The 24122-nt window shown below is 38.1% G+C and carries 23 protein-coding genes; all 23 read left to right on the forward strand.

Annotated elements, in window-relative coordinates; all coding sequences use genetic code 11:
- Window positions 1-58 precede the first annotated feature (58 nt).
- The 23 genes from IGI63_RS01625 (at window position 59) to uvrC (ending at window position 24019) form a co-directional block, all read left to right on the forward strand.
- Window positions 59-325 (forward strand): DUF1294 domain-containing protein, encoded by a 267-nt coding sequence (locus IGI63_RS01625; RefSeq protein WP_002360427.1) that lies wholly within the window; start codon window positions 59-61, stop codon window positions 323-325.
- Between the two features lie 19 nt (window positions 326-344).
- Window positions 345-1373, forward strand: a complete 1029-nt coding sequence (locus tag IGI63_RS01630) for a lysylphosphatidylglycerol synthase transmembrane domain-containing protein (RefSeq protein ID WP_002360426.1) — start codon at window positions 345-347, stop codon at window positions 1371-1373.
- A gap of 139 nt (window positions 1374-1512) precedes the next feature.
- Complete coding sequence (gene mobA / locus IGI63_RS01635) at window positions 1513-2088, forward strand: molybdenum cofactor guanylyltransferase (RefSeq protein ID WP_002361748.1); 576 nt, start codon at window positions 1513-1515, stop codon at window positions 2086-2088.
- A gap of 15 nt (window positions 2089-2103) precedes the next feature.
- The gene (locus IGI63_RS01640; RefSeq protein ID WP_429975188.1) at window positions 2104-2928 is read left to right on the forward strand and encodes a formate/nitrite transporter family protein; all 825 of its coding nucleotides are present in this window, start codon (window positions 2104-2106) and stop codon (window positions 2926-2928) included.
- Window positions 2918-3499 (forward strand): hypothetical protein, encoded by a 582-nt coding sequence (locus IGI63_RS01645; RefSeq protein WP_002357724.1) that lies wholly within the window; start codon window positions 2918-2920, stop codon window positions 3497-3499. Before IGI63_RS01640 ends, IGI63_RS01645 begins: the two co-directional genes overlap by 11 nt.
- On the forward strand, window positions 3487-3975 hold the full coding sequence (locus IGI63_RS01650) for an NAD(P)H-dependent oxidoreductase subunit E (RefSeq protein WP_002357722.1): 489 nt from the start codon (window positions 3487-3489) through the stop codon (window positions 3973-3975). Before IGI63_RS01645 ends, IGI63_RS01650 begins: the two co-directional genes overlap by 13 nt.
- An 11-nt stretch (window positions 3976-3986) precedes the next feature.
- Window positions 3987-5285 carry a complex I 51 kDa subunit family protein gene (locus IGI63_RS01655; RefSeq protein ID WP_010715160.1) on the forward strand — a complete coding sequence of 433 codons (1299 nt, stop codon included), beginning with the start codon at window positions 3987-3989 and terminating at the stop codon, window positions 5283-5285.
- Between the two features lie 2 nt (window positions 5286-5287).
- On the forward strand, window positions 5288-8008 hold the full coding sequence (gene fdhF / locus IGI63_RS01660) for a formate dehydrogenase subunit alpha (RefSeq protein WP_429975189.1): 2721 nt from the start codon (window positions 5288-5290) through the stop codon (window positions 8006-8008).
- A gap of 17 nt (window positions 8009-8025) precedes the next feature.
- Entirely contained in the window at window positions 8026-9228 is a 1203-nt protein-coding gene (locus IGI63_RS01665) for a molybdopterin molybdotransferase MoeA (protein ID WP_429975191.1), read from the forward strand.
- A 569-nt stretch (window positions 9229-9797) separates the two neighbouring features.
- Window positions 9798-10307: a cyclic pyranopterin monophosphate synthase MoaC gene (moaC, locus tag IGI63_RS01670; RefSeq protein WP_002369470.1), complete on the forward strand. Its 510-nt coding sequence runs from the start codon at window positions 9798-9800 to the stop codon at window positions 10305-10307.
- Complete coding sequence (moaA, locus tag IGI63_RS01675) at window positions 10304-11278, forward strand: GTP 3',8-cyclase MoaA (RefSeq protein WP_429975192.1); 975 nt, start codon at window positions 10304-10306, stop codon at window positions 11276-11278. Before moaC ends, moaA begins: the two co-directional genes overlap by 4 nt.
- Before the next feature lie 2 nt (window positions 11279-11280).
- Complete coding sequence (locus IGI63_RS01680; protein ID WP_002357714.1) at window positions 11281-11715, forward strand: MOSC domain-containing protein; 435 nt, start codon at window positions 11281-11283, stop codon at window positions 11713-11715.
- On the forward strand, window positions 11708-12190 hold the full coding sequence (locus IGI63_RS01685) for a MogA/MoaB family molybdenum cofactor biosynthesis protein (protein WP_002363886.1): 483 nt from the start codon (window positions 11708-11710) through the stop codon (window positions 12188-12190). The genes IGI63_RS01680 and IGI63_RS01685 overlap by 8 nt, the downstream gene beginning before the upstream one ends.
- Before the next feature lie 3 nt (window positions 12191-12193).
- Window positions 12194-13165 carry a molybdopterin-binding protein gene (locus IGI63_RS01690; RefSeq protein ID WP_002408540.1) on the forward strand — a complete coding sequence of 324 codons (972 nt, stop codon included), beginning with the start codon at window positions 12194-12196 and terminating at the stop codon, window positions 13163-13165.
- A gap of 18 nt (window positions 13166-13183) precedes the next feature.
- Entirely contained in the window at window positions 13184-13984 is an 801-nt protein-coding gene (modA, locus tag IGI63_RS01695; protein WP_002361758.1) for a molybdate ABC transporter substrate-binding protein, read from the forward strand.
- An 8-nt stretch (window positions 13985-13992) separates the two neighbouring features.
- A complete protein-coding gene (gene modB, locus IGI63_RS01700) occupies window positions 13993-14664 on the forward strand; it encodes a molybdate ABC transporter permease subunit (RefSeq protein WP_002357709.1) in 672 nt (223 codons plus the stop codon).
- Complete coding sequence (locus IGI63_RS01705) at window positions 14661-15665, forward strand: ATP-binding cassette domain-containing protein (RefSeq protein WP_429975193.1); 1005 nt, start codon at window positions 14661-14663, stop codon at window positions 15663-15665. The genes modB and IGI63_RS01705 overlap by 4 nt, the downstream gene beginning before the upstream one ends.
- A 121-nt stretch (window positions 15666-15786) precedes the next feature.
- Window positions 15787-17889 (forward strand): heavy metal translocating P-type ATPase, encoded by a 2103-nt coding sequence (locus IGI63_RS01710; protein ID WP_429975194.1) that lies wholly within the window; start codon window positions 15787-15789, stop codon window positions 17887-17889.
- Window positions 17890-18157: 268 nt separating this feature from the next.
- Window positions 18158-18601, forward strand: a complete 444-nt coding sequence (zapA, locus tag IGI63_RS01715) for a cell division protein ZapA (RefSeq protein WP_429975195.1) — start codon at window positions 18158-18160, stop codon at window positions 18599-18601.
- 19 nt (window positions 18602-18620) lie between these two features.
- Window positions 18621-19169 carry a CvpA family protein gene (locus tag IGI63_RS01720; RefSeq protein WP_010819976.1) on the forward strand — a complete coding sequence of 183 codons (549 nt, stop codon included), beginning with the start codon at window positions 18621-18623 and terminating at the stop codon, window positions 19167-19169.
- 110 nt (window positions 19170-19279) lie between these two features.
- Window positions 19280-21646 (forward strand): endonuclease MutS2, encoded by a 2367-nt coding sequence (locus tag IGI63_RS01725; RefSeq protein ID WP_429975196.1) that lies wholly within the window; start codon window positions 19280-19282, stop codon window positions 21644-21646.
- A gap of 97 nt (window positions 21647-21743) precedes the next feature.
- Window positions 21744-22058: a thioredoxin gene (trxA, locus tag IGI63_RS01730; protein WP_002357703.1), complete on the forward strand. Its 315-nt coding sequence runs from the start codon at window positions 21744-21746 to the stop codon at window positions 22056-22058.
- 164 nt (window positions 22059-22222) lie between these two features.
- On the forward strand, window positions 22223-24019 hold the full coding sequence (uvrC, locus tag IGI63_RS01735; RefSeq protein ID WP_429975197.1) for an excinuclease ABC subunit UvrC: 1797 nt from the start codon (window positions 22223-22225) through the stop codon (window positions 24017-24019).
- Window positions 24020-24122: the final 103 nt, after the last annotated feature.

The following is a 24122-nucleotide window of genomic DNA, read 5'->3' on the forward strand; positions in this document are numbered from 1 at the left end:
GCAATTAGAATCAGAACAAGGTATCCTAGTACAGTAACTAGTTAGGAGGCCAGAAAGAATGCTTCAGTGGATAGTAATCATTTATTTCCTCGTCATTAATTTAGTATTGTTTAGTATGATGGGTTATGATAAAAAACAAGCAAAACGTGGGAACTGGCGTATTCCAGAACGCCGCTTATTGACGATAGGACTTGTCGGTGGCGGTCTAGGTGGGCTAATGGGACAAAAGAAATTTCATCATAAAACCCAAAAACCAGTTTTTGCATTGTGTTATTCAATTGGCGTAATCGCGATGATTAGTTGCATCTATCTAACGTTTAAGTAAGAACAAAAAAGGAGAAGCGATGAAAGGAAAAGTAAAAATTGGCTTAAATATGTTGTTAATGATTATCGTTTTAGGCGTAATCTTTTATGTCATGGATAATTCATTAAGTGATATTTTTGCTCAACTGATGGAAACGAGTTGGCTGGTGCTGATTGCTGTTATTTTTTTTGGAGTAGTTTATCAATTTGCAGAAGGGCGCTCAATCAAGGAAATAGCTCGTTATTTTAACAAAGACTTTACAACAGTGGATGGTTTTTTTACTTCTTGTTATGTAGCATTTTATCGGATTATTTCATTTGGCACGGGAACCTTGCTTTCAGAAATTTATTTTTATAAGAAAAAGGGAATTCCTGTTTCTAAAAGTGTGGGGATAACGGCATTACATATGATTATGTACAAAGCAGCCGTGATTTTTTTAGCAATTATTGGTTTGATTATTCAATTTTCCCTGTTTTATGAAAATGCGCCTAAGATGATTCCATTCATTTTAGCAGGTGTTATTTTAACATTAGTAATAATTGCAGCATTACTTATTTTATCTAGTAGCTTAAAGTTGCAAGTTTTATTGGTTAAGTTTGCCAATCGTTGGTTTAAACGACCAAAACTAAGAGATTGGGTGGATAATTGTAATTTACAAATCTATTCCTTGCGGGCAGCTGTCCAAACAATTACACAAGATCGCTCAGCGTTGCTTCGAATCTTTTCATGGAATGTATTTAAATTATTATTTTGGTACATTATTCCTTACATTGTTTTAGTAGAAAATCACCCGAATATTGATTTATTATTAGTGATGTCCTTTACCAGTTTTGCTGTTATTCTTTCAGGAGTTATTCCAACACCTGCTGGCATTGGTCCATTTGAATTTGTTTACTTATTGTTGTTTAAACCATTGGTCGGCAATGTTGATGCCGTAGCATCTGTTTTACTGTATCGATTTGGTAGCTTTGTGTTACCCTTTTTGATTGGCTTGGTTTATGTCGCCATTGAGAAACGAAAATCATTACGCATTGAGATTGAAGAAATAAAACGTCAAACAGATGAATAAGGTAGAACGAGAAAAAGAGTCGCTCTTTTTCTCGTTCTTTTTTTTAAAAGGAATTGACTTGTACGAGGGATGTCTTATAATAGACTTAATAGATGACTAAAAAATATTTTTTTGAACTAATAAAAATTATGGTAAAGGGGTGGCGAAAATTATTGCTGATTGTACAGCAGTGCTGTTATGCGGCGGGAAAAGTTCACGGATGGGATTTGATAAAGCATTATTGAAAATTCAAGGCCAATACGTGATCTTGCAAACAGCTGAAAAGTTAATGGAACTGTTCGAAGAGGTTATTTTAGTAACGAATGATAGTCAAAAATTTCCTAAGGCGTTTAGAAAATGCACAATCATTCAAGATATGTATCTTGGAAAGGGGCCATTAGGTGGGATTGTGACAGCAATGAACTATACTCAGAAAGCTGAAGTGTTTGTAATTGCCTGTGATATACCAACTTTTTCTCCTAAACTTGTGTATCAGTTAGCCTCTAAGCGTGGACAAAATCAAGTAACAATCTTTGATTTTGAAGGTCGTCAAGAACCATTATTTGGCTTTTATCGATGTTCTTGTTTACCAACATTTCAAAAACAGCTTGCGCAAAATAACTATCAGATTCGGCAAGAATTTGAGCATCTATCTGTAAAAACGGTGCAACTATCAAAAGAGAATCAACTTAAAAATGTCAATCGAAAAGAAGAATTGTCTCAGTGGTATCGATAAAAAGGAGGAATCGTAATGGATTTTTTCAGTAGTGAAGAAATAGTTGCAAGCTTAGGTGATAAGGCAAAAATGAAAGGGAAATTATCGTTTGTTCGACTCTGTATTTTAGGTATCATGGCTGGTTTTTGTATTGCACTAGGTTACTTGGCGTTTATTCGTATCACTGGAACTGCCCCCACAGAATGGGGAAGTTTTAACAACTTTCTGGGTGGAGCTTTATTTCCAATTGGATTGATAGCGCTTACTTTTGTTGGTGGTGAGTTAGCAACAGGCAATATGATGGTAATGACATTAGGCGTATTGCAGAAAAAGGTTGGAGTGGGCGCTCTTTGTTATAACTGGATAGTTGTTTTATTGACCAATTGTCTAGGCGGATTTCTTGTGGCGTATTTATTTGGCCATATTGTTGGGTTAACTGAAGGTGCGTTTCTGGATAAAACAGTCGCAGTTGCTCAGGCGAAAATTGCTGATCCACCGATAGTTGCTTTTGTTTCAGGGATTGGCTGTAATATTTTTGTTTGTTTAGCGGTTTATCTCGGAGCGTTGGCAAAATCATATTTAGGTAAAATGTTTGGCTTATGGTTTCCTGTCATGGTTTTCGTTGTTTGTGGGTTTCAACACGTGGTCGCCAATGCGTTTATTATTCCAGCGGCAATTTTTTCACAAAGTACCACAATCAGTTGGTGGGATTATTTGCAGAATACATTATGGGTATTTTTAGGCAATGCAGTAGGTGGCAGTCTTTTTATGGCCGTACCATTGATCTTTATGACAAAACCAGCAACTGTCAAACCAAGAGTTGAGAAAACGATTCAGACGGAGGAGCTCTATGGCAATTGAGATACCAAACATGATTCAAATTGGTTCTACTGGTCGGAATAGTGGCAAAACGACATTAGCCGAAGCCCTTATTAAACAGTACCAAGAAGTCTATCCAATTTATGGCTTGAAGATTATTACGATTAGTGGTCAACGAGGGGTGTGTCAACGAGGCACAAAAGGATGCGGAATTTGTACCAGTATTACAGCTGGTTATGAATTAGTAGAAGAGCAAGAGACGATTGGCAATAAAGATACCATGAAATTATTAGCTGCAGGTTGTCAAAAAGTTTTTCTATTGAAAGTTTTTCAAGAAAATTTGGCGGAAGCCATTCAGCAATTTCTGAAAGCTGTGCCGGCCCAAGCATTAATCATTTGTGAATCAAATTCATTACGTAATGTTGTGCAGCCAGGACTATTTCTTATGATGAATAACCAGAATCGCCAAAAAGAATCAGCAAAAAAAGTCATAGATAAAGCCGATTTTTGTTTACTATCTGCTGAAATACCAAAAGAATTGCGTATCTATTATCAAGGAGAACAACTTCAAGTTTCACTAAAAAGGGGGAATAAAAAGGAATGTGTGCATTAAGCTTAATTGAAAAAGAAGCGATTATTCTAGAAAACGATGCTGATCCACAACGAATTTTAAATATTTTAATTGAATTACAATTTGCTTCAGAGGAAGGGTATATCGATCAGGAGACAGCTCAATTAGTTGCAGAGCATCTACATTTAACGGAAGCGCGAGTCTATGAAATCGTCAGTTTTTATGCCATTTTAAAGACGGAACCGCAAGCGAAGTATGTCTTGAAGATTTGTAACAGCACACCGTGTCATTATACTGGTGGGGCGATGGTTGCCGAAGTTTTAGAAACCATTTTAGAAGTGCCAGAGAATCAGCCGACACCAGATGGCTTATTTATGTATCACAGTATTCCTTGTATCGGGGCTTGTGATTTAGGTCCAGTAATTAAAATTAAGGACACCGTTTTTAGTCAACTAACAGAAGAGAAAATTTATCAATTAATTCAACATTTACAAAATGATTGCTATGAAGGACTGTAGGAGGTGAGTCAATGCTTAAGAGAAACCAACCAATGTTATTAGAGAGAATGGGAAAAATGCAATCTGCGACCGATGTTGCTGAATATTGTAAATACGATGGATTTGATGGTTTAAAAAGAGCAATTTCACTATCGGATGAAGAAATTTTAAACGAACTGGATGTTGCTCACTTAAGAGGTCGCGGTGGAGCAGCCTATCCTTTAGGAAAAAAATGGCGCCATCTTTATCATGCAAAAGGAACCACAAAGTACATTGTTTGTAATGCTGATGAAGGGGAACCAGGGACCTTTAAGGATAAAGTACTTTTATCTGAAGATCCATTGAGTGTGATTGAAGGAATGATTATTGCTGGCTATTTATTTTCAGCAAAAGCAGGTTATATTTATATGCGAGGAGAATATCGCAGAATCCAAAAAACATTTCAAGAAGCACTCGATAATGCACGACAAGCTGGCTTTTTAGGGGAAAACATTTTAGGAATTGAAGGATTCAATTATGATATTACGATTATTTCTGGTGCTGGCGCCTATATTTGTGGGGAAAATTCAGCACTTTTAAATTCAATTGAAGGAAAAACGGGGCGGCCGCGTGTCAAACCACCACACTTAGCAGATGTTGGTTTATATTTGCAACCAACATTAGTAAATAATGTTGAATCATTTGCAAGTGTTCCTGTAATTTTAAGAGAAGGTGGACAAGCCTTTTTAGAGATGGGTACTGCCGATGGTGGCGGAACAAAGCTAATTTGTTTGTCTGGACATATTAAAAATCGGGGCTTATACGAGGTCAACCTTGGAACACCATTAGAAGAAATAATTTATGGCGAGCAATACGGCGGAGGCTCTGCAACTGGTCGAGCATTGAAATTTATTCACTTCGGTGGACAATCCGGTCCAATTGGTGCTGTCGCAACGTTAAGGGATTGTTTGTATTCCTACGAAGATTTATGGGCCCATGACTTATCTGTAGGCTCTGGTGCAATTGTAGTAATGGATGATTCAGTCAATGTTGTGGACTATTTAGTACACGTGGCGGCCTTTTTTGCTCATGAGTCCTGTGGTAAATGCACCCCTTGCCGATTGGGAACAACTAGGATTTTGGAATTATTGAGTAAATTCAATCGGAAAGAGGCAACAGCTAGTGATTTGCCACGATTGGAAAAGATGCTCACGCATGTCACGCGATTATCAGCTTGTGGTTTGGGCCAATCCGTCGCAAATCCAATGAAGAGTGCATTGGCTTTGTTTCCAGAAGAATTTGAAACGACTGCTGAAACAGAAATCTATGCCACCAGCAAAGGAGGTTGGTAAAAATGAAAACAAAGTTGCATACGCAAACAGTTACATTGTCTATTGATAACCAAGAAGTAACTGTGTCTAAAGGGACTACCATTCTCGAAGCAGCGAAAGGGCTAGGTGTTGAAATCCCAACGCTCTGTCATTTAAAGGAATTAGCGCCTGATGGTTCTTGTCGGATGTGCGTGGTTGAGGTGGAAGGCGGCCGACGTGGTGGCTTAACAACTGCTTGTACGGCACATTGTCAAGAGGACATGGTTGTGTCAACACATTCTGAAAAAGTTGCTGATTCCAGACGTTTTATTCTTGATTTATTATTGAGTAATCATAAATTAGAATGTTTTTCTTGTGGAAAAAACGGGGATTGTCAATTACAACAGTATGCGCTAGATTATGGGATTGATGCCACTAGCTTTACCGAGGGAAAAAGAATGCCTTACCATCAAGAAGATACCAGTAATCCATTTTTCTCTTATGATCCAGAAAAGTGTATCATGTGTCGTCGTTGTGCCCGTGTCTGTCAATTGCGGCAGGGAAGAGATGTACTTAGTATTGCTAATCGTGGCTTTGAAACAAAAATGATGCCAAGTTATGGGCAGGCGTTTGATCAATCTATCTGTGAATCATGTGGCAATTGCGTCTCTTCCTGTCCCACAGGTGCGTTAACAGCAAAAGATACGAAAGAGTACCGCAAATGGGAAACCCAGAAAATCCCTACAACTTGTCCGCATTGTGGGACAGGCTGTCAGATGAATTTACTCGTTAAAAACAATCGTTTGGTGGGTGTTGAACCCCTAGATGGACCAGCTAATAAAAATTTACTTTGTGTGAAAGGAAAATTTGCTTCATATAAATTTGTTGGGTCAGGAGATCGCTTAACGGAGCCATTAATTAAACGGAATGGCATTTTTGAACCTGCTTCTTGGGAAGAAGCCTTAACGCTTGTTTCGTCAAAATTTAACGAAATTAAAGCAGAAAACGGCGCGGATGCTCTTGCTGGTTTTTCGTGCTCTAGAGCAACAAATGAAGATAATTATGTCTTTCAAAAAATGGTGCGTGCTGCTTTTGGTACCAATAATGTTGATAACTGTGCCCGTGTTTGTCATTCGGCTTCGGTCCATGGTTTAGCCCAAACCTTAGGCTCTGGTGCGATGACTAATCCTATTGCTGATATCACTGAAGATGTCGACATGATTTTATTAGTAGGTTCCAATCCAGAAGAAGCTCATCCAGTTATTGGTGCGCAAATTCGCCAAGCCATCCAAAGAGGAACGCAAGTTGTTGTTGTTGATCCGCGGAAAATTAACTTAGTGAAGGATAGTGCGCTGCATTTACAAGTTCAGGCGGGAACGAATGTCGCATTTGCTAATGGCATGATGCATGTGATTTTGAAAGAAGGTTTAGCAGATCGCCACTTTATTGAAGAACGGACAGAAGGATTTTCAGATTTAGAAAAAATGGTGGCTGATTATACGCCGGAAAAAGTCGCAGAAATTTGTCATATTCATCCAGAAGATTTAATTCAAGCAGCACGCATGTATGCAAAAGCAGAGAAAGCACCAATCATTTATTGCTTAGGCGTAACGGAACATTCGACAGGAACTGAGGGTGTTATGAGTATGTCTAATTTGGCAATGTTGGTTGGTAAAGTTGGAAAACCAGGCTGTGGTGTCAATCCTTTGCGAGGTCAAAATAATGTTCAAGGTGCTTGCGATATGGGCTGTATGCCTTATGATTTCCCAGGCTATCAAAAAGTCAATAATCCAGAAGTGATCGACAAATTTGAAAAAGCTTGGCATGTGCCGTTAAATCGAAACACAGGTTTAACTTCTACTAAAGTCTTGCCAGCAGCAACGGCAGGAAATGTCAAAGGCCTTTATATTTTTGGAGAAGATCCAATTGTTACGGATCCAGACACAGGACATGTTCGTCAAGCTTTAGAAAGTTTAGACTTTTTAGTTGTTCAAGAATTATTTATGACAGAAACGGCTGCTTATGCAGATGTCGTTTTACCAGGCATCAGTTATGCAGAAAAAGACGGGACATTTACAAATACAGAACGGCGCGTGCAAAGAGTCCGTAAAGCTGTTGAACCAAGAGGACAAGCGCGAGAAGACTATGAAATTTTTTGTGAAGTCATGACACGAATGGGCTATCCTTGTGCGTATGAATCTGCAAAAGAAATTATGAAAGAAATTTCAGCTGTGACGCCTTCGTTTGGTGGAATTAATTATGAACGATTAGAGAAGGAGAGCTTACAATGGCCTTGTCGGAGCTTGACAGATCCAGGTACGCCGATTATGCATGTGGGCAGTTTTGCTCGTGGGAAAGGTTTATTTAAAGCAATTCCGTATAAGCAAGCACAAGAATTACCAGATGAAGAGTACCCGTATTTAATGTCGACAGGCCGAATGCTTTACCATTACAATACCCGAGCAATGACAGGACGAACGGAAGGGATTAACCAAATAGCGAATCACTCTTATATTGAGATAAATGCAGTCGATGCACAAGCTCTGGGAATCCAAGAAGGTGACAAAGTTGAAGTTCATTCTCGACGTGGCAAAATTGAAACCTATGCGGCTGTCGGAAATCGAGTATTTCCGCAAGAAGTCTTTATGACATTCCATTTTCCAGATGGGAATGTTAACGAAATCACCAATGCTGTATTTGATGATATCGCCACAATTCCTGAATATAAAGTTTGTGCCGTTGTGATTAAACCAGTGAATAAATAAAAAAGGATGGTTAAAACATGATCGAGTTGGAAGAAGCACGAGAGAAAATGACCCAACATATGAAGAGTCAATGTGAAACAGAAGAAGTGGCGCTGCTTGATTCCTTGGGACGGATTAGCGGAGAAACCATTTTTGCAGAGACAGCGATTCCTCATTTTCCTCGTGCCGGGATGGATGGGTATGCCGTTCGTGCAGTAGAAACACGAGGTGCGACTGCTGAAAGCCCAAGTTGTTTAAAAGTCGTCGGTTCTTTAGTGGCAGGGGATTCCATGTTTTATTGTAATCAGACGAATAACTGTGCGATTAAAATAACAACAGGTGCTTTTATTCCAACCGATTTTGATGCTGTAGTGCCACAAGAATGGACGGATTTTGGGCAAGACCATGTTAAAATTTTTCGCTCTGTCACTGCGGGCCAAAACTATGCGGAAATTGGAGAAGATATTGCTTTTCAGCAAAAAATTTTAGCAAAACATCAACAGATTAATAGTCGCATGATTGGTTTGTTGGCAATGCAAGGGATTGATAAAGTTGTTGTTTTGAAGCGCATGAAGATGGGGATTTTAGCGACCGGTAGTGAGTTAGTTTCTTTGGAAGAACCACTGTCAGTTGGGAAAATTTATAATAGTAATCTCTACATGTTAGCAGCTTTTGTCAAAGCGAGTGGCAATGAAGTAATCCACCTAGACCATTGTTCAGATGACCCTGAAGAATTAGCGAAGAGGCTGATTGAGATTTCACCAAAACTTGATGTATTAATTACTTGTGGTGGTGTTTCGGTAGGTGAAAAGGACAATTTACCTTTAGCGATTAAACGTATCGGAGGAACAGAGTTGTTTCATTTTGTAAATATGAAACCTGGAACCCCAGTTATGGGAAGTCAATTTCAAGAAACACTCATTTTAAGCGTTTCAGGCAATCCGTTTGCGGCAATGGTTAATTTACATCTTTTTTACTGGACATTATTAGCTACTTTTTTTAATTGTGTCGAGTTAAATCTCAAGGAACGAACAGTAATTTTAGCGCATGAATTAGCCCCCAGCAGACTACGTCGATTTTACCGAGCGAAAGAAATAGATGGCAAAGTAAATTTAGTGACAAAAAGTCATCTTTCATCCAATTTATCAAATACTTTAGAAACAAATTGCCTGCTAGAACAACCAGCTGGTGTACTACTCAAAAAAGGCGCGCTTGTAAAAGTCTATTATTGGCAAACTTGATGACAACCTGACCTAAGATTAGTATGAAAGTAAGAGCCTGGAACAAAAATCACTTTGGATTTTTGTTCCAGGCTTAAAAATTGATAAACGGCGGGAACAGAAGCAACACTACGCGTTGCTCCGATCTCAACAACTTCTAAGAGCTAAAGCTCTAAGAGTTGAAGGTCCTTCGGAAATAAGCCGAAATTCTCCAAAAATTAAAGAACACCGGGTAGGTATCATGCAACATCAACTCGTTCCTCGTTGTGTTTTATGACAATTTTCGGAAATTTCTTCTTATTGCTGAGAAACACTATTTGCAAAGCAAATAGATGTTGAACAGTACCTACTTGGTTCTCGGAGTTAAGCACTTCTGTCCCGACCTCTTATTGCTTATCAAGTTTTAAGACTTAGACAAAAGTCTGGTCAGGCTAAGCGAAGCACGTAATTTTTGTCGCTTAACTTTTTTAACTTCGATTTCTCGCTAAAAAAAATTATGGATGCCAGATTGTTTTTTTGATGCAAGAGTGATACACTTGAAAAAGAAGCATTGTGTAAACGTTAACAAATGTCAAATGTGAGGTGGAGAAATGGTTCAAAGTAAGGAATTTACGCACTTGAATACACAAGGAGAAGTGCATATGGTTGATATTTCGGAAAAAAATGACACTCAAAGAACAGCCCTCGCTTATGGAGAAATTCACATGTTGGAAGCGACAGCAGAAGCGATCCAGACCCAAATGATTAAAAAAGGTGAAGTATTACAGGTAGCAAGAGTAGCTGGGATTACCGCCGCAAAACGAACGTTTGAATGGATTCCTTTGTGTCATTTGGTTGCTTTGACAAAGTGTGAAATTCAGTTTGATTGGCGCAATCAAACTTGTTTAGAAGTACGTTGCTTTACAAAAACAGTGGGTTCAACTGGCGTTGAAATGGAAGCGTTAACAGGTGTGCAGGCAGCACTCTTAACAATTTATGACATGTGTAAAGCAATTGATCGAGGAATGACAATGACAAACATTGGTTTATTAGAGAAAAATGGTGGACGTAGTGGTCATTTCATTCGTTCTTCAATTAAATCAAAGGAAAGTGATGAGTGAACAGCATGAAAGATGCATTTAACCGTGAAATTGATTATGTTCGTTTGTCTTTAACAGATCGTTGTGACTTACGTTGCACGTATTGCATGCCAGCAACAGGTCTTTGCTTTTTAAAAAAAGAGCAGCTTCTAACAGATGATGAGATTATTTTTTTACTGAGGATATTAGCGAAAGAAGGCATCAAAAAAGTTAAATTAACAGGTGGTGAACCGCTTGTTAGACCGAATTTACTCTCTTTAATTAAAAGGATAAAGCAAATCTCAGGAATCGAAAAAGTAACCCTAACAACTAATGGCATGAAGTTAGCTCGTGAGGCTCAAGGGTTAAAAGAGGCGGGCTTGGACGGCATTAATATTAGCTTAGACACTTTGGATCCAGAAGAATTTCGAGAAATAACAAGAGTTGGTCAGTTAAGGAATGTTCTGGCGGGCTTAGAACAAGCGATTGATGTGGGATTACCTAATATCAAAATTAATACTGTAGCTAGGAAAGAGCTAAGTGAAGCAACAATTGTAGAACTGGCTGAAATCGCTAAGAAAGAGACTGTGCATCTTCGTTTCATTGAAATGATGCCAATTGGATTAGGGAAGGGGAATCCAGGTAAGCAACAAGAAGAAGTAGAAGACATTTTAACCAAACATTATGGAACGTTACAACCATACCAAAAACCATTGGGCAATGGCCCTGCTAGTTATTACGCCTTAAAAGATTTTAAAGGGAAAATAGGTTTTATTAGTGCATTAGGGCATTGTTTTTGCGAGACGTGCAATCGAATTCGAATTACTGCAGACGGCCATTTAAAAACGTGCCTGCATTCTGCAGACGGCTACTCGTTAAAGGAAGCTTTAGCTATGGAACAAACAGCAGAATTGTTAGGGATTATCAAGAGTGGCATTGCCTGTAAGCCTGAAAAACATCTTTTCTTGGAACGACAAGGAGAACAACGATTTATGTCACAAATAGGAGGGTAAGTATGAAAACAGGAGAAATTATTGCAATAAATATTAGCCCGCGAAGAGGCACACAGAAAAAGGAAATTCCTGAAGTCAACTTAATTAAAGGTTTCGGATTAGAAAATGATGCGCACGGCGGTAATTGGCATCGACAAGTCAGTTTGTTATCTTTTGAAGAAATAACGGCTTTCAATGAAAAAGGAGCTCGGGTTGGCAATGGTGCTTTTGGGGAAAATATAATCGTATCAGGGATTGATTTACGTCAATTACCTGTTGGAACGAAAATGAAAATAGGCGATTCCGAATTGGTGGTTACTCAAATTGGGAAAGAGTGCCATAAACACTGTCAGATTTACGCGCGAGTGGGCGATTGCATCATGCCTAGAGAAGGAATCTTTGCAGTCGTTGTGACAGAAGGTCATATTAAAAAAGGAGACCAGTTAGACGTTGTTTAAAGTGGGCATTGTAACATTAAGTGATCGTTGCTTTCAAGGGCTTGCTGTCGACCAATCGGGTCCCTTGATTCGTGAACAGTTACCTGCGCTCTACCAGGTAACCAAACAAACCATTTTACCAGATGAAGAAAATCAATTAGTAGAGCTATTGCAAGAGTGGTCTAAGACCTGTGATTTGATTTTAACGACAGGCGGCACAGGGTTGAGTGAACGGGATCGGACCCCAGAAGCTACCTTACGTGTAGCAGAGCGAATCATTCCTGGGATCAGTGAGGGCTTGCGTCAACTTAGCTTGAAAAAAACGCCATTTGCTATGTTAAGTCGAGGCGTTTCTGTTCAAAGAGGACGCACGCTCATTGTTAATTTGCCTGGTAGCCCGAAAAGTGTAACAGAACATTTGCATTTTTTGTTGCCTGTTTTGCCCCACGCTTTGGATTTAATCACAAACAAAAAAATCATACATGATGAGGAATAAACTATGAAAACAATTCGAACAGAAGAGGCAGTTGGCCTTCCGTTGAGTCATGATATTACGCGAATTGACTATGGAAAGACCAAGGAAGTGTGTTTTAAAAAAGGACATATAGTTGTTCAAGAAGATATTCCAATTCTTTTATCATTAGGGAAAAAACATCTATTTGTTGCCTTAGATCCAGCGGAAATACATGAAGAAGAGGCAGCGATATTTTTGTATAACCTGTTAACAGATGACTCATGTCAGCCGAGTGAAGTCCATGAAGGAAAAATTGTTGCTAAAGCTAGCACGAGAGGTCTTTTAAAAGTCAATAGAGAAAAATTAATTGCTTTAAATGAAATTGAAGGTCTCGCCTTGTCAACTAAAGTTACCAATATAGAAGTTCAGAAAGATGAAAAAGTTGCAGCCTTTCGAGTGATTCCACTAACAATTTCTAGAGGGCAATTAGAAAAGGCACGCCAGCTCAGCACGTCTGAGCCACTAATCTCTGTGAAACCTTTCAAAAAAATACGGGTCGGGATTGTAACTACTGGCAGTGAAGTTTACACAGGATTGGTTGAAGATGCTTTTTACCCTGTGTTAAAAGCCAAGTTCTCCGCGTATCCTTTAGTTACGATTGTCAAGCAAGAAATTGTCGATGATCAGCCGCAAAAAATTACTGTTGCGATCAAAAAGATGTTAGCACAAGGGCTTGATCTGATTGTTTGTACAGGTGGTATGAGTGTAGATCCTGATGATTTGACCCCGTTAGCAATTAAGCAGACAGGTGCTGAAATCGTAACCCATGGGACACCAGTCTTACCAGGCTCAATGTTTTTGCTGGCTTATAAAGGAGAGCAAACGATCATTGGCTTACCAGGTGGTGTTTTATTTTCAGAAAAAACTGTTTTTGATTTGTTGTTACCAAGATTAATGGCCAAAGAAGTGATTAAAAAATCTGAAATTATTGATTTGAGTTATGGCGGGTATTTATAAAAGAAAAGAGGCGTTCAAATGTCTAAACAAAAAAAGGCTGTGTTCCTGCTTAGTTTATTCAGTTTAGTTGCCCTAATTGCTGCATGTACAAATCAGCCGCAAAAAGAAACAGTTTCAACAAAAAAAGAAGAAATAACCCTTGCGGCAGCAGCTAGCTTAGAGTCAGTCATGGAGAATAAAATTATTCCAGCCTTTGAAAAAGAGCATCCAGATATTCAGGTAACTGGAACCTATGATAGTTCTGGAAAATTACAGATGCAAATTGAAAAAGGCCTAAAAGCCGATGTATTTTTCTCGGCTTCGACAAAACAAATGAATGCATTGGTTGCAGAAAAACTAATTAATAAGAAAAGTGTCGTTCCTTTATTGGAAAACCAGCTCGTTCTAATTGTACCTAACCAAGATCAAGCAAAATGGCACGATTTTTCTGATTTAAAAAAAGCCCAAATGATAGCAATTGGTGATCCTGCAAGTGTTCCAGCTGGTCAATATGCCGAAGAAGGCTTAAAAGCTTTAGGCGCTTGGTCTTATGTAGAAAAACACGCAAGCTTTGGCACGAATGTAACAGAAGTCCTTGAATGGGTAGCTAATGCAAGTGCAGAAGCTGGCTTGGTTTATGCGACAGATGCAGCAACCAATTCAAAAGTAGCGATTGTTGCGGCCATGCCTGAAGCTGCTTTGAAAAAGCCGATTATCTATCCAGTTGGTAAAGTTGCCGCCTCTAAGAAACAAAAATCAGCAGATGCTTTTTTAAATTTTTTACAGAGTCAACAATGCAGAAAATATTTTGAAAATATTGGCTTTAAGTTAACAAAGTAGGTGGGAAAATGGATGTTCGACCAATTCTTTTATCTTTTCAGACAGCAATAATCGCCATTTTATTTACTTTTGTTTTAGGAACAGGCGTTGCGTATATTGTTTTTCGTTTGAAAAATCGTAAATTAAAAATTCTTTTGAATAGTTTATTTACGTTGCCATTAGTTTTACCGCCGACTGTTTTTGGTTTTTTTCTCTTAACTATTTTTGGTGTTCAGCAACCAGTGGGTCAGTTTTTACTTGATTTTTTTGCCATTCAAGTTGTTTTTTCATGGCCAGCTACGGTTATTGCTGCCGTTGCTGTTTCATTTCCTTTAATGTATCGTTCAGCCTTAACGGCGTTTGAACAAATGGATAGTGAATTGTTGGCGGTAGCCCAGACACTCGGGTTTTCGGAAAGTCGATATTTTAGAAAAATTGCGCTACCTTTGTCGATGAACGGTCTCTTGGCCGGTGGCGTGTTAGCCTTTGCCCGTGGGTTAGGCGAATTTGGAGCGACGACAATGTTAGCAGGGAATATTGCTGGCAAAACAAGAACGCTTCCTTTAGCTATCTACTCTGCTGTAGCAAGTGGGGATTGGCGCTTAGCCAATCAATATGTTGTGATTATGTTATTACTTTGCCTGATTATTTTATTTTTTACGGAATTTTTTAGTCAGCGCGCTTGGAGAAGATCGGAATGAGATTAATTGTTGATATTCAAAAAGAATTGAAAAGTCATACTTTGCAAATTCAGTTTGAAACAAAGACGCAAACAACAGGAATTTTAGGTGCTTCTGGTTGTGGCAAGAGTATGTTATTAAAATGTATTGCGGGTGTTGAGAGTGCGGATAAAGGTCAGATTGTTTTAAATGATCAAGTCTTATTCGATGCTGAACAAAAGATCAATTTGTCGCCGCAACAACGAAAAATTGGTCTTTTGTTTCAACAGTATGCGTTGTTTCCTCATTTGTCGGTAGTAGAAAATCTGACGTGCGTGACAAAAGATTTACAATTGGTCACTCAATTGCTTGCATCTTTTCACTTAACTAAAGTCCAACAACAATATCCTAGTCAACTTTCTGGAGGACAAAGACAGCGAGTGGCTTTTGCGCGAATGCTAGCGGCTCAGCCGGCTTACCTGTTATTAGATGAGCCATTTTCCGCATTAGATGCACCCTTAAAGGAAGAGCTGCAAATTGAACTTCAACAGCGATTAAGTAATTTAAATCAACATGCCTTAATTGTGAGTCATAGTTTAGATGAACTGTATAAGTTATGTCAGAGTTTAGTGATAATCACAAAAAACCAAACACTTTTTGGTGCAACAAATCAATTATTTAACCAACCTCAAACGATTGAAGCAGCTAAACTCACTGGTTGTAAAAATATTTGGCCTGTCAAACGCATAGATGCGCACAGAGTCCAAGTGATTGGCTGGCAACAAACACTAACGGTTACACAAGAAGTTCCTATTTCTTGTCATTCTATTGGAATTCGGGCCCATGATTTCACAACAGAACCGCAGGCAACCAATCAGATCGAAGTGCATCACTTACAAACATTGTCAGCACCTTTTGAACAAAGTGCTTGGTTTCAACACCAACAAACCAAAATTTGGTGGAAAGGCAGCAATAGACTCAATCCGAAAGTTATTACTCAGTTATCCATTCCACCTACAGCAATTATGCCATTATGTCTATAAAATAGAAAAAGATTACGTGAAGCGGTTGACATATGATTGCATCTTCATTTATAATAGATTCATGAAAGGTTATTCATGTAAACGGAATAATCGCTATTATATAGGGAGTGAAGGTGTTTAAATGCAAAAGAGTTATAAACTAGAAGGACTTGATTGTGCAAGTTGTGCAGACAAAATTGAAAAATCTGTCCAAAAAATTCACGGAGTAGAAAAAGCGCGTGTGGACTTCATGGCTGAAAAAATGACACTGGAAGTTGAATCAGGACATGATTTAGAAGTCGAAAATGAAGCGCGTGCAGTGATTGGTAAGTTAGAACCAGATGTCAAAGTTATTTCTTTAAAAGATGTCAAAGAAGAAGAAGGACGTAATCCAAATAAGAATCGCTTAATTCGTATCATTATTGCATTTGTTTTATTTTTAGCACTTATTATCATTAAACCAAGTAATAATTGGGTTGCTTTGGCGTCTTATTTAGTCGTTTATGTCTTAATTGGTGGCGACATTGTCAAACGAGCGGTAACGAATATTTTTCGTGGGGAAGTGTTTGATGAAAATTTCTTAATGTCTGTGGCAACGATTGGGGCATTCTTTATTGGGGAATATCCCGAAGCTGTGGCAGTAATGTTATTCTACCAAGTCGGCGAATGGTTCCAAAGTGCTGCGGTTGATCAATCCAGAAAATCAATTGCCAAATTAATGGATATTCGTCCAGATTCAGCAAATCTTTTAGTAAATGGACAAATAAAAGCGGTCGCTCCAGATACAATTGAAATTGGGCAACAAATATTAGTGAAACCAGGTGAAAAAGTTCCGTTAGATGGCCACATTATTGATGGATCAAGCATGGTAGATACCTCTGCGTTAACTGGTGAATCCGTTCCAAGAACGGTCAAAGTCGGCGATGAAATCTTAGGTGGTTTTATCAATAAAAATGGGGCCTTGACCATTAATGTTACGAAAAAATTTGGGGATTCAACAGTTAGCAAAATTTTAGATTTAGTTGAAAATGCTAGCAGTAAAAAAGCCCCTGCAGAAAACTTTATTTCTAAATTTGCTCGTTACTATACACCAGTTGTCGTTGTTTTAGCTGTCTTATTGGCAGTGATTCCACCATTTATTTTCCCTGATACTTCTATTAATGAATGGGTTTATCGGGCATTAACGTTCTTGGTTATTTCTTGTCCATGTGCCTTAGTCATTTCTGTTCCTTTAAGTTTCTTCGGTGGAATTGGCGGAGCCAGCAAACTAGGTGTTTTAATTAAAGGAAGCAACTATTTAGAAATTTTAGCGAATACGGAAACGATTGTTTTTGATAAAACTGGTACGCTAACAAAAGGAAATTTTGTGGTTCAAAACATAACTAGTGTTGTTTTACCTGAAGAAGAGTTGTTACGTTTAACAGCAACAGCAGAACAATTATCCACTCATCCTATTGCTATTTCTATTAAAGAAAGCTATGGCAAAGAAACTGTTCCAGCAACAGCAATTGAAGAGGTTGCCGGACACGGTATCAAAGCCACAATTGAAGGCAAAACAGTTTTAGTCGGTAATGCGAAGTTAATGAAACAATTTGGTATCGAAGCACCAGAAGTGAAGGAAGCGGGAACTTTAATTTTTGTCGCTATTGATAATCAATTTGCGGGCTACTTAGTGATTGCGGATCAATTGAAACCAGACGCCATTTCAGCAATAAAAGAATTAAAAGCTGAAGGGGTCAAACAAACTGTTATGCTGACTGGAGACAATCAACAAGTTGCAGAAGCTATTGCAAAAGAAGTTGGTGTTGACAAAGTTTATGCAGAACTTTTACCAGATGGCAAAGTGGATCGTTTAGAAGAGTTGTTAAAAGCATCTTCACCTAAAAACAAAGTTGCCTTTGTTGGTGACGGCATGAATGATGCACCTGTTTTAGCCCGGGCTGATGTTGGGATTGCCATGGGTGGTTTAGGAAGTGACGCGGCAATTGAAGCTGCTGATGTGGTGATTATGAATGATGAACCAAGTCGTATCGCCTCTGCGATTAAATTATCAAGAAAAACATTGAGAATTGTTAAACAAAACATTATCTTTGCGATTGCTGTTAAAATCATTGTCTTGGCACTAGGTGCATTAGGCTTGGCTTCAATGCAAGCAGCAGTGTTTGCTGATGTTGGTGTAACTATTATCGCTGTTTTAAATGCTATGCGTTGTTTACGTGTAGAAAAGATGAAAGATAATAACTAAGCCATAAAAAGTACAGCTGAGACAAACCTTTTTAGCTGATTATCAGGTTTTGAGCGTGGGACAAAAATCACTTTGACTTTTTGTTCCACGCTTTTTCACCTACACAATTTCTATTCGTTCTTAAATTGCCAGAGTTCTTGTAAAGAAATCTTTAAATTTTTCGCTTTGTGGCATATAATAAGAGAGAATTTGTACGAAAATTGCGCTTCGCTTTTTTTTCATGGTACAATAAGCAAGAATGGATTGATTTACAGGAGGGAACCTCAACATGGCATCAAATGAAAAAACACGATATAAAGCAATCATTGCAGACCATACGTATACAATTATTGGCCAAGAGTCAAAACAACATATGGATTTAGTCACAAAAATTGTCAACGAACAACTGGCGGAAATTAAACATCTTTCTCCGCAAACTGATACGGAACAAGCTTCTGTTTTATTAGCAATTAATGCAATTTCAGATCAACTAAAAAAACAAAAATATGCTTTAAAATTGGAAAAACAAGTAGCAGATTTAAAACAGAAAACCATTCGTTTGGCTGAATTAGAGAATCGTGTGCGCCGAATGGAAATTATCGAAGAAGAAGCACGGGATGTTTTGAAAAAGAATGGACAAGAAGATGTAGAAATTCATAATCATGTGGAAGCCCAACAAATTTTGAATGAAAATCGAAAACAGCAGATTCAAAATAAAGGTGTTTCGGAGTAGTTCCTGAAAGGATGACAAGATGTTAACAATACTTATTTTATTACTTTTAGCCTTTGGATTTTATACAGGAGCTAAACGAGGCTTGATTTTACAAGTGCTCTATTCGGTAGGTTACTTAATTTCATATTTTGTTGCTCGAACCTATTACAAAGAGGTCGCCTCTCATTTAGAATTGTATATTCCATATCCATCGGTTACGCCAACGTCAAAGCTTGTCTTTTTTAATCAAGAGATTTCTTTAGACTTGGACAAAGCCTTTTATTCAGCGGTTGCGTTTCTATTATTGCTGTTTGCAGGCTGGTTGGTCGTTCGTTTTTTAGCGATCTTTTTACATGGATTAACATTTATTCCAGTTTTGAAACAGGTAAATGGACTATTAGGTGGCATATTAAGTGTTCTTGTGTTATACGTGGGTCTTTTTCTAGTGTTAGCTACGGCGTCAATGATTCCGTCAGATATTGTCCAAAATCAGTTTCGGTCAAGTGGCTTGGCACGAGGCATTGTAAAAAATACCCCAATTCTAACAAAACAAGCATATGAATTATGGGTTGAACCAATTACGAAATAAAGCTGAATGGGACTGAGATAGAGATAAGAAGTAAGTGAGCAAAGCGAAACTTCTTATGTTATGTCTCAGTCTTTTCAACAAATGAAAAAGTTTGAAAAGTAGGTGGAAAAATGAATCAGCGTATTCTATCAACATTAGGGTTTGATAAAGTAAAACAACAGTTGTTGCAATTTATTGTGACAGCTCAGGGGACAAACGAAGTTTCGGAATTATTACCGATTGCTGATGAAAATAAAATTCAAGCATGGCTAAATGAAACACAGGATGGTTTAAAAGTTCAACGATTACGTGGTGGAATCCCCATTCCTAAATTAGAAAATATCCAACCACACATGAAACGGATTGAAATTGGTGCGGATTTAAATGGCATAGAATTAGCACAAGTAGGCCGTGTCTTGTCGACTACTTCAGAACTGACTCGTTTTTTTGATGAGTTAAGTGAAAATGAAGTTGATTTTGAACGTTTATATATGTGGCGAGAGCAACTAGAAGTTTTGCCTGAATTAAATCGCCAACTCAAACAAGCCATTGATGATGATGGCTACGTCACAGATGAAGCTTCGCCAGCTTTAAAGGCAATTCGGCAAAATATTCGTCGTAGTGAGCAGACCATTCGAGAAGAACTAGATAGTATTATTCGTGGGAAAAACGCACGTTATCTGAGTGATGCCCTTGTTACTATGCGAAATGAACGCTACGTGATTCCAGTCAAACAAGAATATAAAAATGTTTTTGGTGGCGTGGTTCACGACCAAAGTGCTTCAGGTCAAACCTTATTTATTGAACCTAAACAAATTTTAGAAATGAATAATCGCTTGCGACAACAACAAGTTGCCGAAAGAAATGAGATTACTCGCATCTTGGCAGAACTGTCGGCCGAGTTGGTCCCTTATCGCCGTGAAATTACGCATAATGCTTATGTCATCGGTAAACTTGATTTTATTAATGCTAAGGCACGACTAGGAAAAGAACTAAAAGCAGTTGTTCCAGAAATTAGTCAAGCAAATCATGTAGTTTTTAAACAAGCCCGGCACCCGCTATTGGATCCAGAAAAAGCTGTAGCCAATGACATTGTGATTGGAGAAGAATATCAAGCAATTGTGATTACGGGGCCTAATACCGGCGGGAAAACCATTACTCTGAAAACGTTAGGTCTTTTACAATTAATGGGCCAAGCTGGATTACCTATTCCAGTTGAAGAAGAGAGTAAAATGGGTATTTTTACAGAAGTATTTGCGGATATCGGGGATGAACAATCGATTGAACAAAGTTTAAGTACTTTCTCTTCACATATGACGAATATCGTGTCTGTCTTAAAGAAAGTCGATCATCAAAGTTTAGTACTATTTGATGAATTAGGTGCTGGGACAGATCCGCAAGAAGGGGCCGCTTTAGCGATTGCCATTTTAGATTCATTGGGCGCTAAAGGAGCCTATGTGATGGCAACAACCCATTATCCTGAATTAAAAGTGTATGGCTATAATCGAGCTGGAACAATCAATGCCAGTATGGAATTTGATGTAGATACTTTGAGTCCAACCTATCGTTTATTAATTGGCGTGCCTGGCCGAAGTAATGCTTTTGAAATTTCGAAACGTCTTGGATTAGACAACAGTATTATTGAAGCTGCAAAACAAATAATGGACGGTGAAAGTCAAGATTTAAACGAAATGATTGAAGACCTGGAAAACCGTCGCAAAATGGCCGAAACTGAATATTTAGAAGCTCGCCACTATGTCGATGAATCGGCCGCTTTGCATAAAGAACTGAAAGAAGCCTATCAAGTATTTTTTGAAGAACGAGAAAAAGAATTACAAAAAGCGCGGAAAGAAGCGAATAAAATTATTGCAGAAGCGGAAGAAAACGCAGAAACCATTATTTCTGATATTCGCAAAATGCAATTGGAAAGTGGCCAACAAGGTGGTGTCAAAGAACATCAGTTAATTGATGCGAAAACACAGCTTTCTCAATTACACCATGAAGAAACCAAGCTTGCTAAAAACAAAGTGTTGAAGAAGGCCAAAGAACAGAAAAAATTAAAAGCTGGCGATGAAGTAATTGTCAATACTTACGGCCAACGAGGGACCTTATTAAAAGACAACGGCAAAGGACAATGGCAAGTCCAATTGGGCATTTTAAAAATGAACGTATCTGAAGAGGATATGACGCCTGTCGCTCCACAAAAAGAAGCAAAACCAAGAGTTACAACGGTTCGTTCTGCAGAAAGCAGCCATGTTGGCACACAACTAGACTTACGTGGCAAACGCTACGAAGAAGCATTGGCAGAAGTTGACCAATACATTGATGCTGCGATTCTAGCGGGCTATCCACAAGTAACCATTGTTCACGGCAAAGGAACAGGTGCATTAAGAACCGGAATAACGGAATTTTTAAAAAATCACCGCAGTGTGAAAAGCTATGAATTTGCGCCACAAAACCAAGGTGGTAATGGTGCGACTGTCGTAAAATTCCAATAAACAAGGACTTACAATAAGTAAGCAGAACACTCGCTATCTTAGAGATGACGTGTTATACTAAGCATGTAATAAGAGTAAAGAGTAGGAGGTTTGTGAAATGACACAAGCAATTACCGATAAAGATTTTGCAACAGAAACAGATGAAGGATTAGTCTTAATCGACTTTTGGGCAACTTGGTGTGGCCCTTGTCGTATGCAAGCACCCATCTTAGAACAATTATCTGAAGAATATGATGAAGACGAAGTAAAAATCGTCAAAATGGATGTGGATGAAAATCCTGCAACACCAGCAAGTTTTGGAATCATGAGCATCCCAACATTGCTATTGAAAAAAGATGGCGAAGTTGTTGAAAAAGCAGTCGGTGTTCATACAAAAGACCAATTGCAAGCAATGATTGCCAAACACTTATAAACGTTGATTAGTCATTACGAATAGTCTGATTCAGTCTGAAGAGAAATCATTAGCGATTGTCTTTTCAGGCTGTTTCTTTCGTACATAAAGTAGCGGCTTTTTTTGTTTAATTACAAAAAGAGGTGTATAATAGATGAAGCATTTTGTTAGAAAGGAAGTATCGTATGAACGAACGAATAAAAAATAAATTAGCACTGCTTCCTGATCAACCTGGTTGTTATTTAATGAAAGATAAAAACGGCACGATTATCTATGTTGGGAAAGCCAAAATTTTGAAAAACCGTGTCCGATCTTATTTTCGTGGTAGCCGTGATACTAAGACAGAACGATTAGTCAGTGAAATCGATGATTTTGAATATATTGTGACAGAATCGAATATTGAAGCACTTTTATTAGAAATTAATTTAATCCATAAAAATAATCCCAAATATAACATCATGTTAAAAGACGATAAAACCTATCCTTTTATCAAAATCACAAACGAAAAATATCCTCGTTTAATGATTACTCGAAAGGTTTTAAAAGACAAAGCGTTATATTTTGGCCCATATCCAGATGTAAATGCAGCGAATGAAACAAAGAAACTGTTAGATCGGCTTTTTCCTTTGCGAAAATGTAATCCGTCGCAAAAAACACCTTGTTTGTATTATCATTTAGGACAATGTCTGTGTCCCTATGCTTTTGATGTGGATCCGCAAGTCTACAAAGATATGGTGGAAGAGATTAAAGGGTTTCTCTCTGGTGGACATACAGAAATTCAGGACCGCTTACAAGAAAAAATGGCTTATGCAGCAGCACATATGGAATTTGAAAAAGCTGCAGAATTTCGCGATCAAATTAAAGCGATTGAAACAGTTATGACCCGCCAAAAAATGACGAATGTAGATTTAATTGATCGTGATGTGTTTGGTTATGCTGTTGATAAAGGCTGGATGTGTGTCCAAGTATTCTTTGTCAGACAAGGAAAATTAATCGAACGTGATGTATCGATTTTTCCATTTTATGATGATGCCAGTGAAGCATTTTTAACTTTTATTGGACAATTTTATCAAGAGAATGAGCATTTTGTGCCAAAAGAAGTCTTGATTCCTGATGACATTGATAAAGAAAGCGTTGAAGCTTTATTAGCTACGAAAGTCTTGCAGCCGCAACGGGGAGAAAAGAAAAAACTGGTTAAATTAGCCAGTAAAAATGCTGCAGTTGCTTTAAATGAAAAATTTGATTTGATTGTACGGAAACAAGAACGAACAATTGGCGCAGTTGAAAAATTAGGCAATGCGATGAACATACCTGCGCCCATTCGAATTGAAGCATTTGATAATTCAAATATTATGGGAACAAACCCTGTTTCTGCGATGGTTGTGTTTATTGACGGACGGCCAGCTAAAAATGAGTATCGAAAATATAAAATAAAAACTGTCCAAGGTCCTGATGATTACGCTTCTATGAGAGAAGTCATTTATCGCAGATATTCACGAGTTTTAAAAGAAGGCTTGCCTTTTCCTGATTTAATTTTAATCGATGGTGGTAAAGGTCAAGTCGATGTTGCTAAAGATGTGTTAGCCAATCAACTAGGAGTCGATATTCCTGTAGCTGGATTAGCCAAGAACGACAAGCACAAAACGAGTGAACTTTTATTTGGTCCAAACTTAGAAGTTGTACCATTGGAAAGAAACTCACAAGAATTTTTCTTGTTGCAACGAATCCAAGATGAAGTCCATCGTTTCGCCATCACATTCCATCGTCAATTACGTAGTAAAAATAGTTTTGCTTCCAAATTAGATAACGTTGAAGGTTTGGGACCAAAACGTAAAAAAAATCTTTTAAAAGAATTTAAATCGCTTAAAAATATTACGGCAGCCAGTGTTGAAGAATTAAGAAAAGCTGGGTTACCTGAAACTGTCGCAAAGAATGTGTATCGTCATTTGCACCAAGAAACAACCTCTGAGATAGAAAAATAGATGAAAATGAACCAGACAAATTAGGTGCTTTTCCTAATTTGTCTGTTTTTTTTTATTCAATTTTTTTATGAAAATTTGAACTCTCAAGAAAATATGATAACGA

This window comes from Enterococcus sp. DIV0086 (genome assembly GCF_050498705.1).
GTDB classification, from domain to species: domain Bacteria; phylum Bacillota; class Bacilli; order Lactobacillales; family Enterococcaceae; genus Enterococcus; species Enterococcus faecalis.

Coding starts and splice junctions, on each gene's coding strand:
- IGI63_RS01625 (WP_002360427.1), top strand. CDS start 59: ATGCTTCAGTGGATAGTAATCATTTATTTCCTCGTCATTAATTTAGTA.
- IGI63_RS01630 (WP_002360426.1), top strand. CDS start 345: ATGAAAGGAAAAGTAAAAATTGGCTTAAATATGTTGTTAATGATTATC.
- IGI63_RS01640 (WP_429975188.1), top strand. CDS start 2,104: ATGGATTTTTTCAGTAGTGAAGAAATAGTTGCAAGCTTAGGTGATAAG.
- IGI63_RS01645 (WP_002357724.1), top strand. CDS start 2,918: ATGGCAATTGAGATACCAAACATGATTCAAATTGGTTCTACTGGTCGG.
- IGI63_RS01650 (WP_002357722.1), top strand. CDS start 3,487: ATGTGTGCATTAAGCTTAATTGAAAAAGAAGCGATTATTCTAGAAAAC.
- IGI63_RS01655 (WP_010715160.1), top strand. CDS start 3,987: ATGCTTAAGAGAAACCAACCAATGTTATTAGAGAGAATGGGAAAAATG.
- fdhF (WP_429975189.1), top strand. CDS start 5,288: ATGAAAACAAAGTTGCATACGCAAACAGTTACATTGTCTATTGATAAC.
- IGI63_RS01665 (WP_429975191.1), top strand. CDS start 8,026: ATGATCGAGTTGGAAGAAGCACGAGAGAAAATGACCCAACATATGAAG.
- moaC (WP_002369470.1), top strand. CDS start 9,798: ATGGTTCAAAGTAAGGAATTTACGCACTTGAATACACAAGGAGAAGTG.
- IGI63_RS01680 (WP_002357714.1), top strand. CDS start 11,281: ATGAAAACAGGAGAAATTATTGCAATAAATATTAGCCCGCGAAGAGGC.
- IGI63_RS01690 (WP_002408540.1), top strand. CDS start 12,194: ATGAAAACAATTCGAACAGAAGAGGCAGTTGGCCTTCCGTTGAGTCAT.
- modA (WP_002361758.1), top strand. CDS start 13,184: ATGTCTAAACAAAAAAAGGCTGTGTTCCTGCTTAGTTTATTCAGTTTA.
- modB (WP_002357709.1), top strand. CDS start 13,993: ATGGATGTTCGACCAATTCTTTTATCTTTTCAGACAGCAATAATCGCC.
- IGI63_RS01705 (WP_429975193.1), top strand. CDS start 14,661: ATGAGATTAATTGTTGATATTCAAAAAGAATTGAAAAGTCATACTTTG.
- IGI63_RS01710 (WP_429975194.1), top strand. CDS start 15,787: ATGCAAAAGAGTTATAAACTAGAAGGACTTGATTGTGCAAGTTGTGCA.
- zapA (WP_429975195.1), top strand. CDS start 18,158: ATGGCATCAAATGAAAAAACACGATATAAAGCAATCATTGCAGACCAT.
- IGI63_RS01720 (WP_010819976.1), top strand. CDS start 18,621: ATGTTAACAATACTTATTTTATTACTTTTAGCCTTTGGATTTTATACA.
- IGI63_RS01725 (WP_429975196.1), top strand. CDS start 19,280: ATGAATCAGCGTATTCTATCAACATTAGGGTTTGATAAAGTAAAACAA.
- trxA (WP_002357703.1), top strand. CDS start 21,744: ATGACACAAGCAATTACCGATAAAGATTTTGCAACAGAAACAGATGAA.
- uvrC (WP_429975197.1), top strand. CDS start 22,223: ATGAACGAACGAATAAAAAATAAATTAGCACTGCTTCCTGATCAACCT.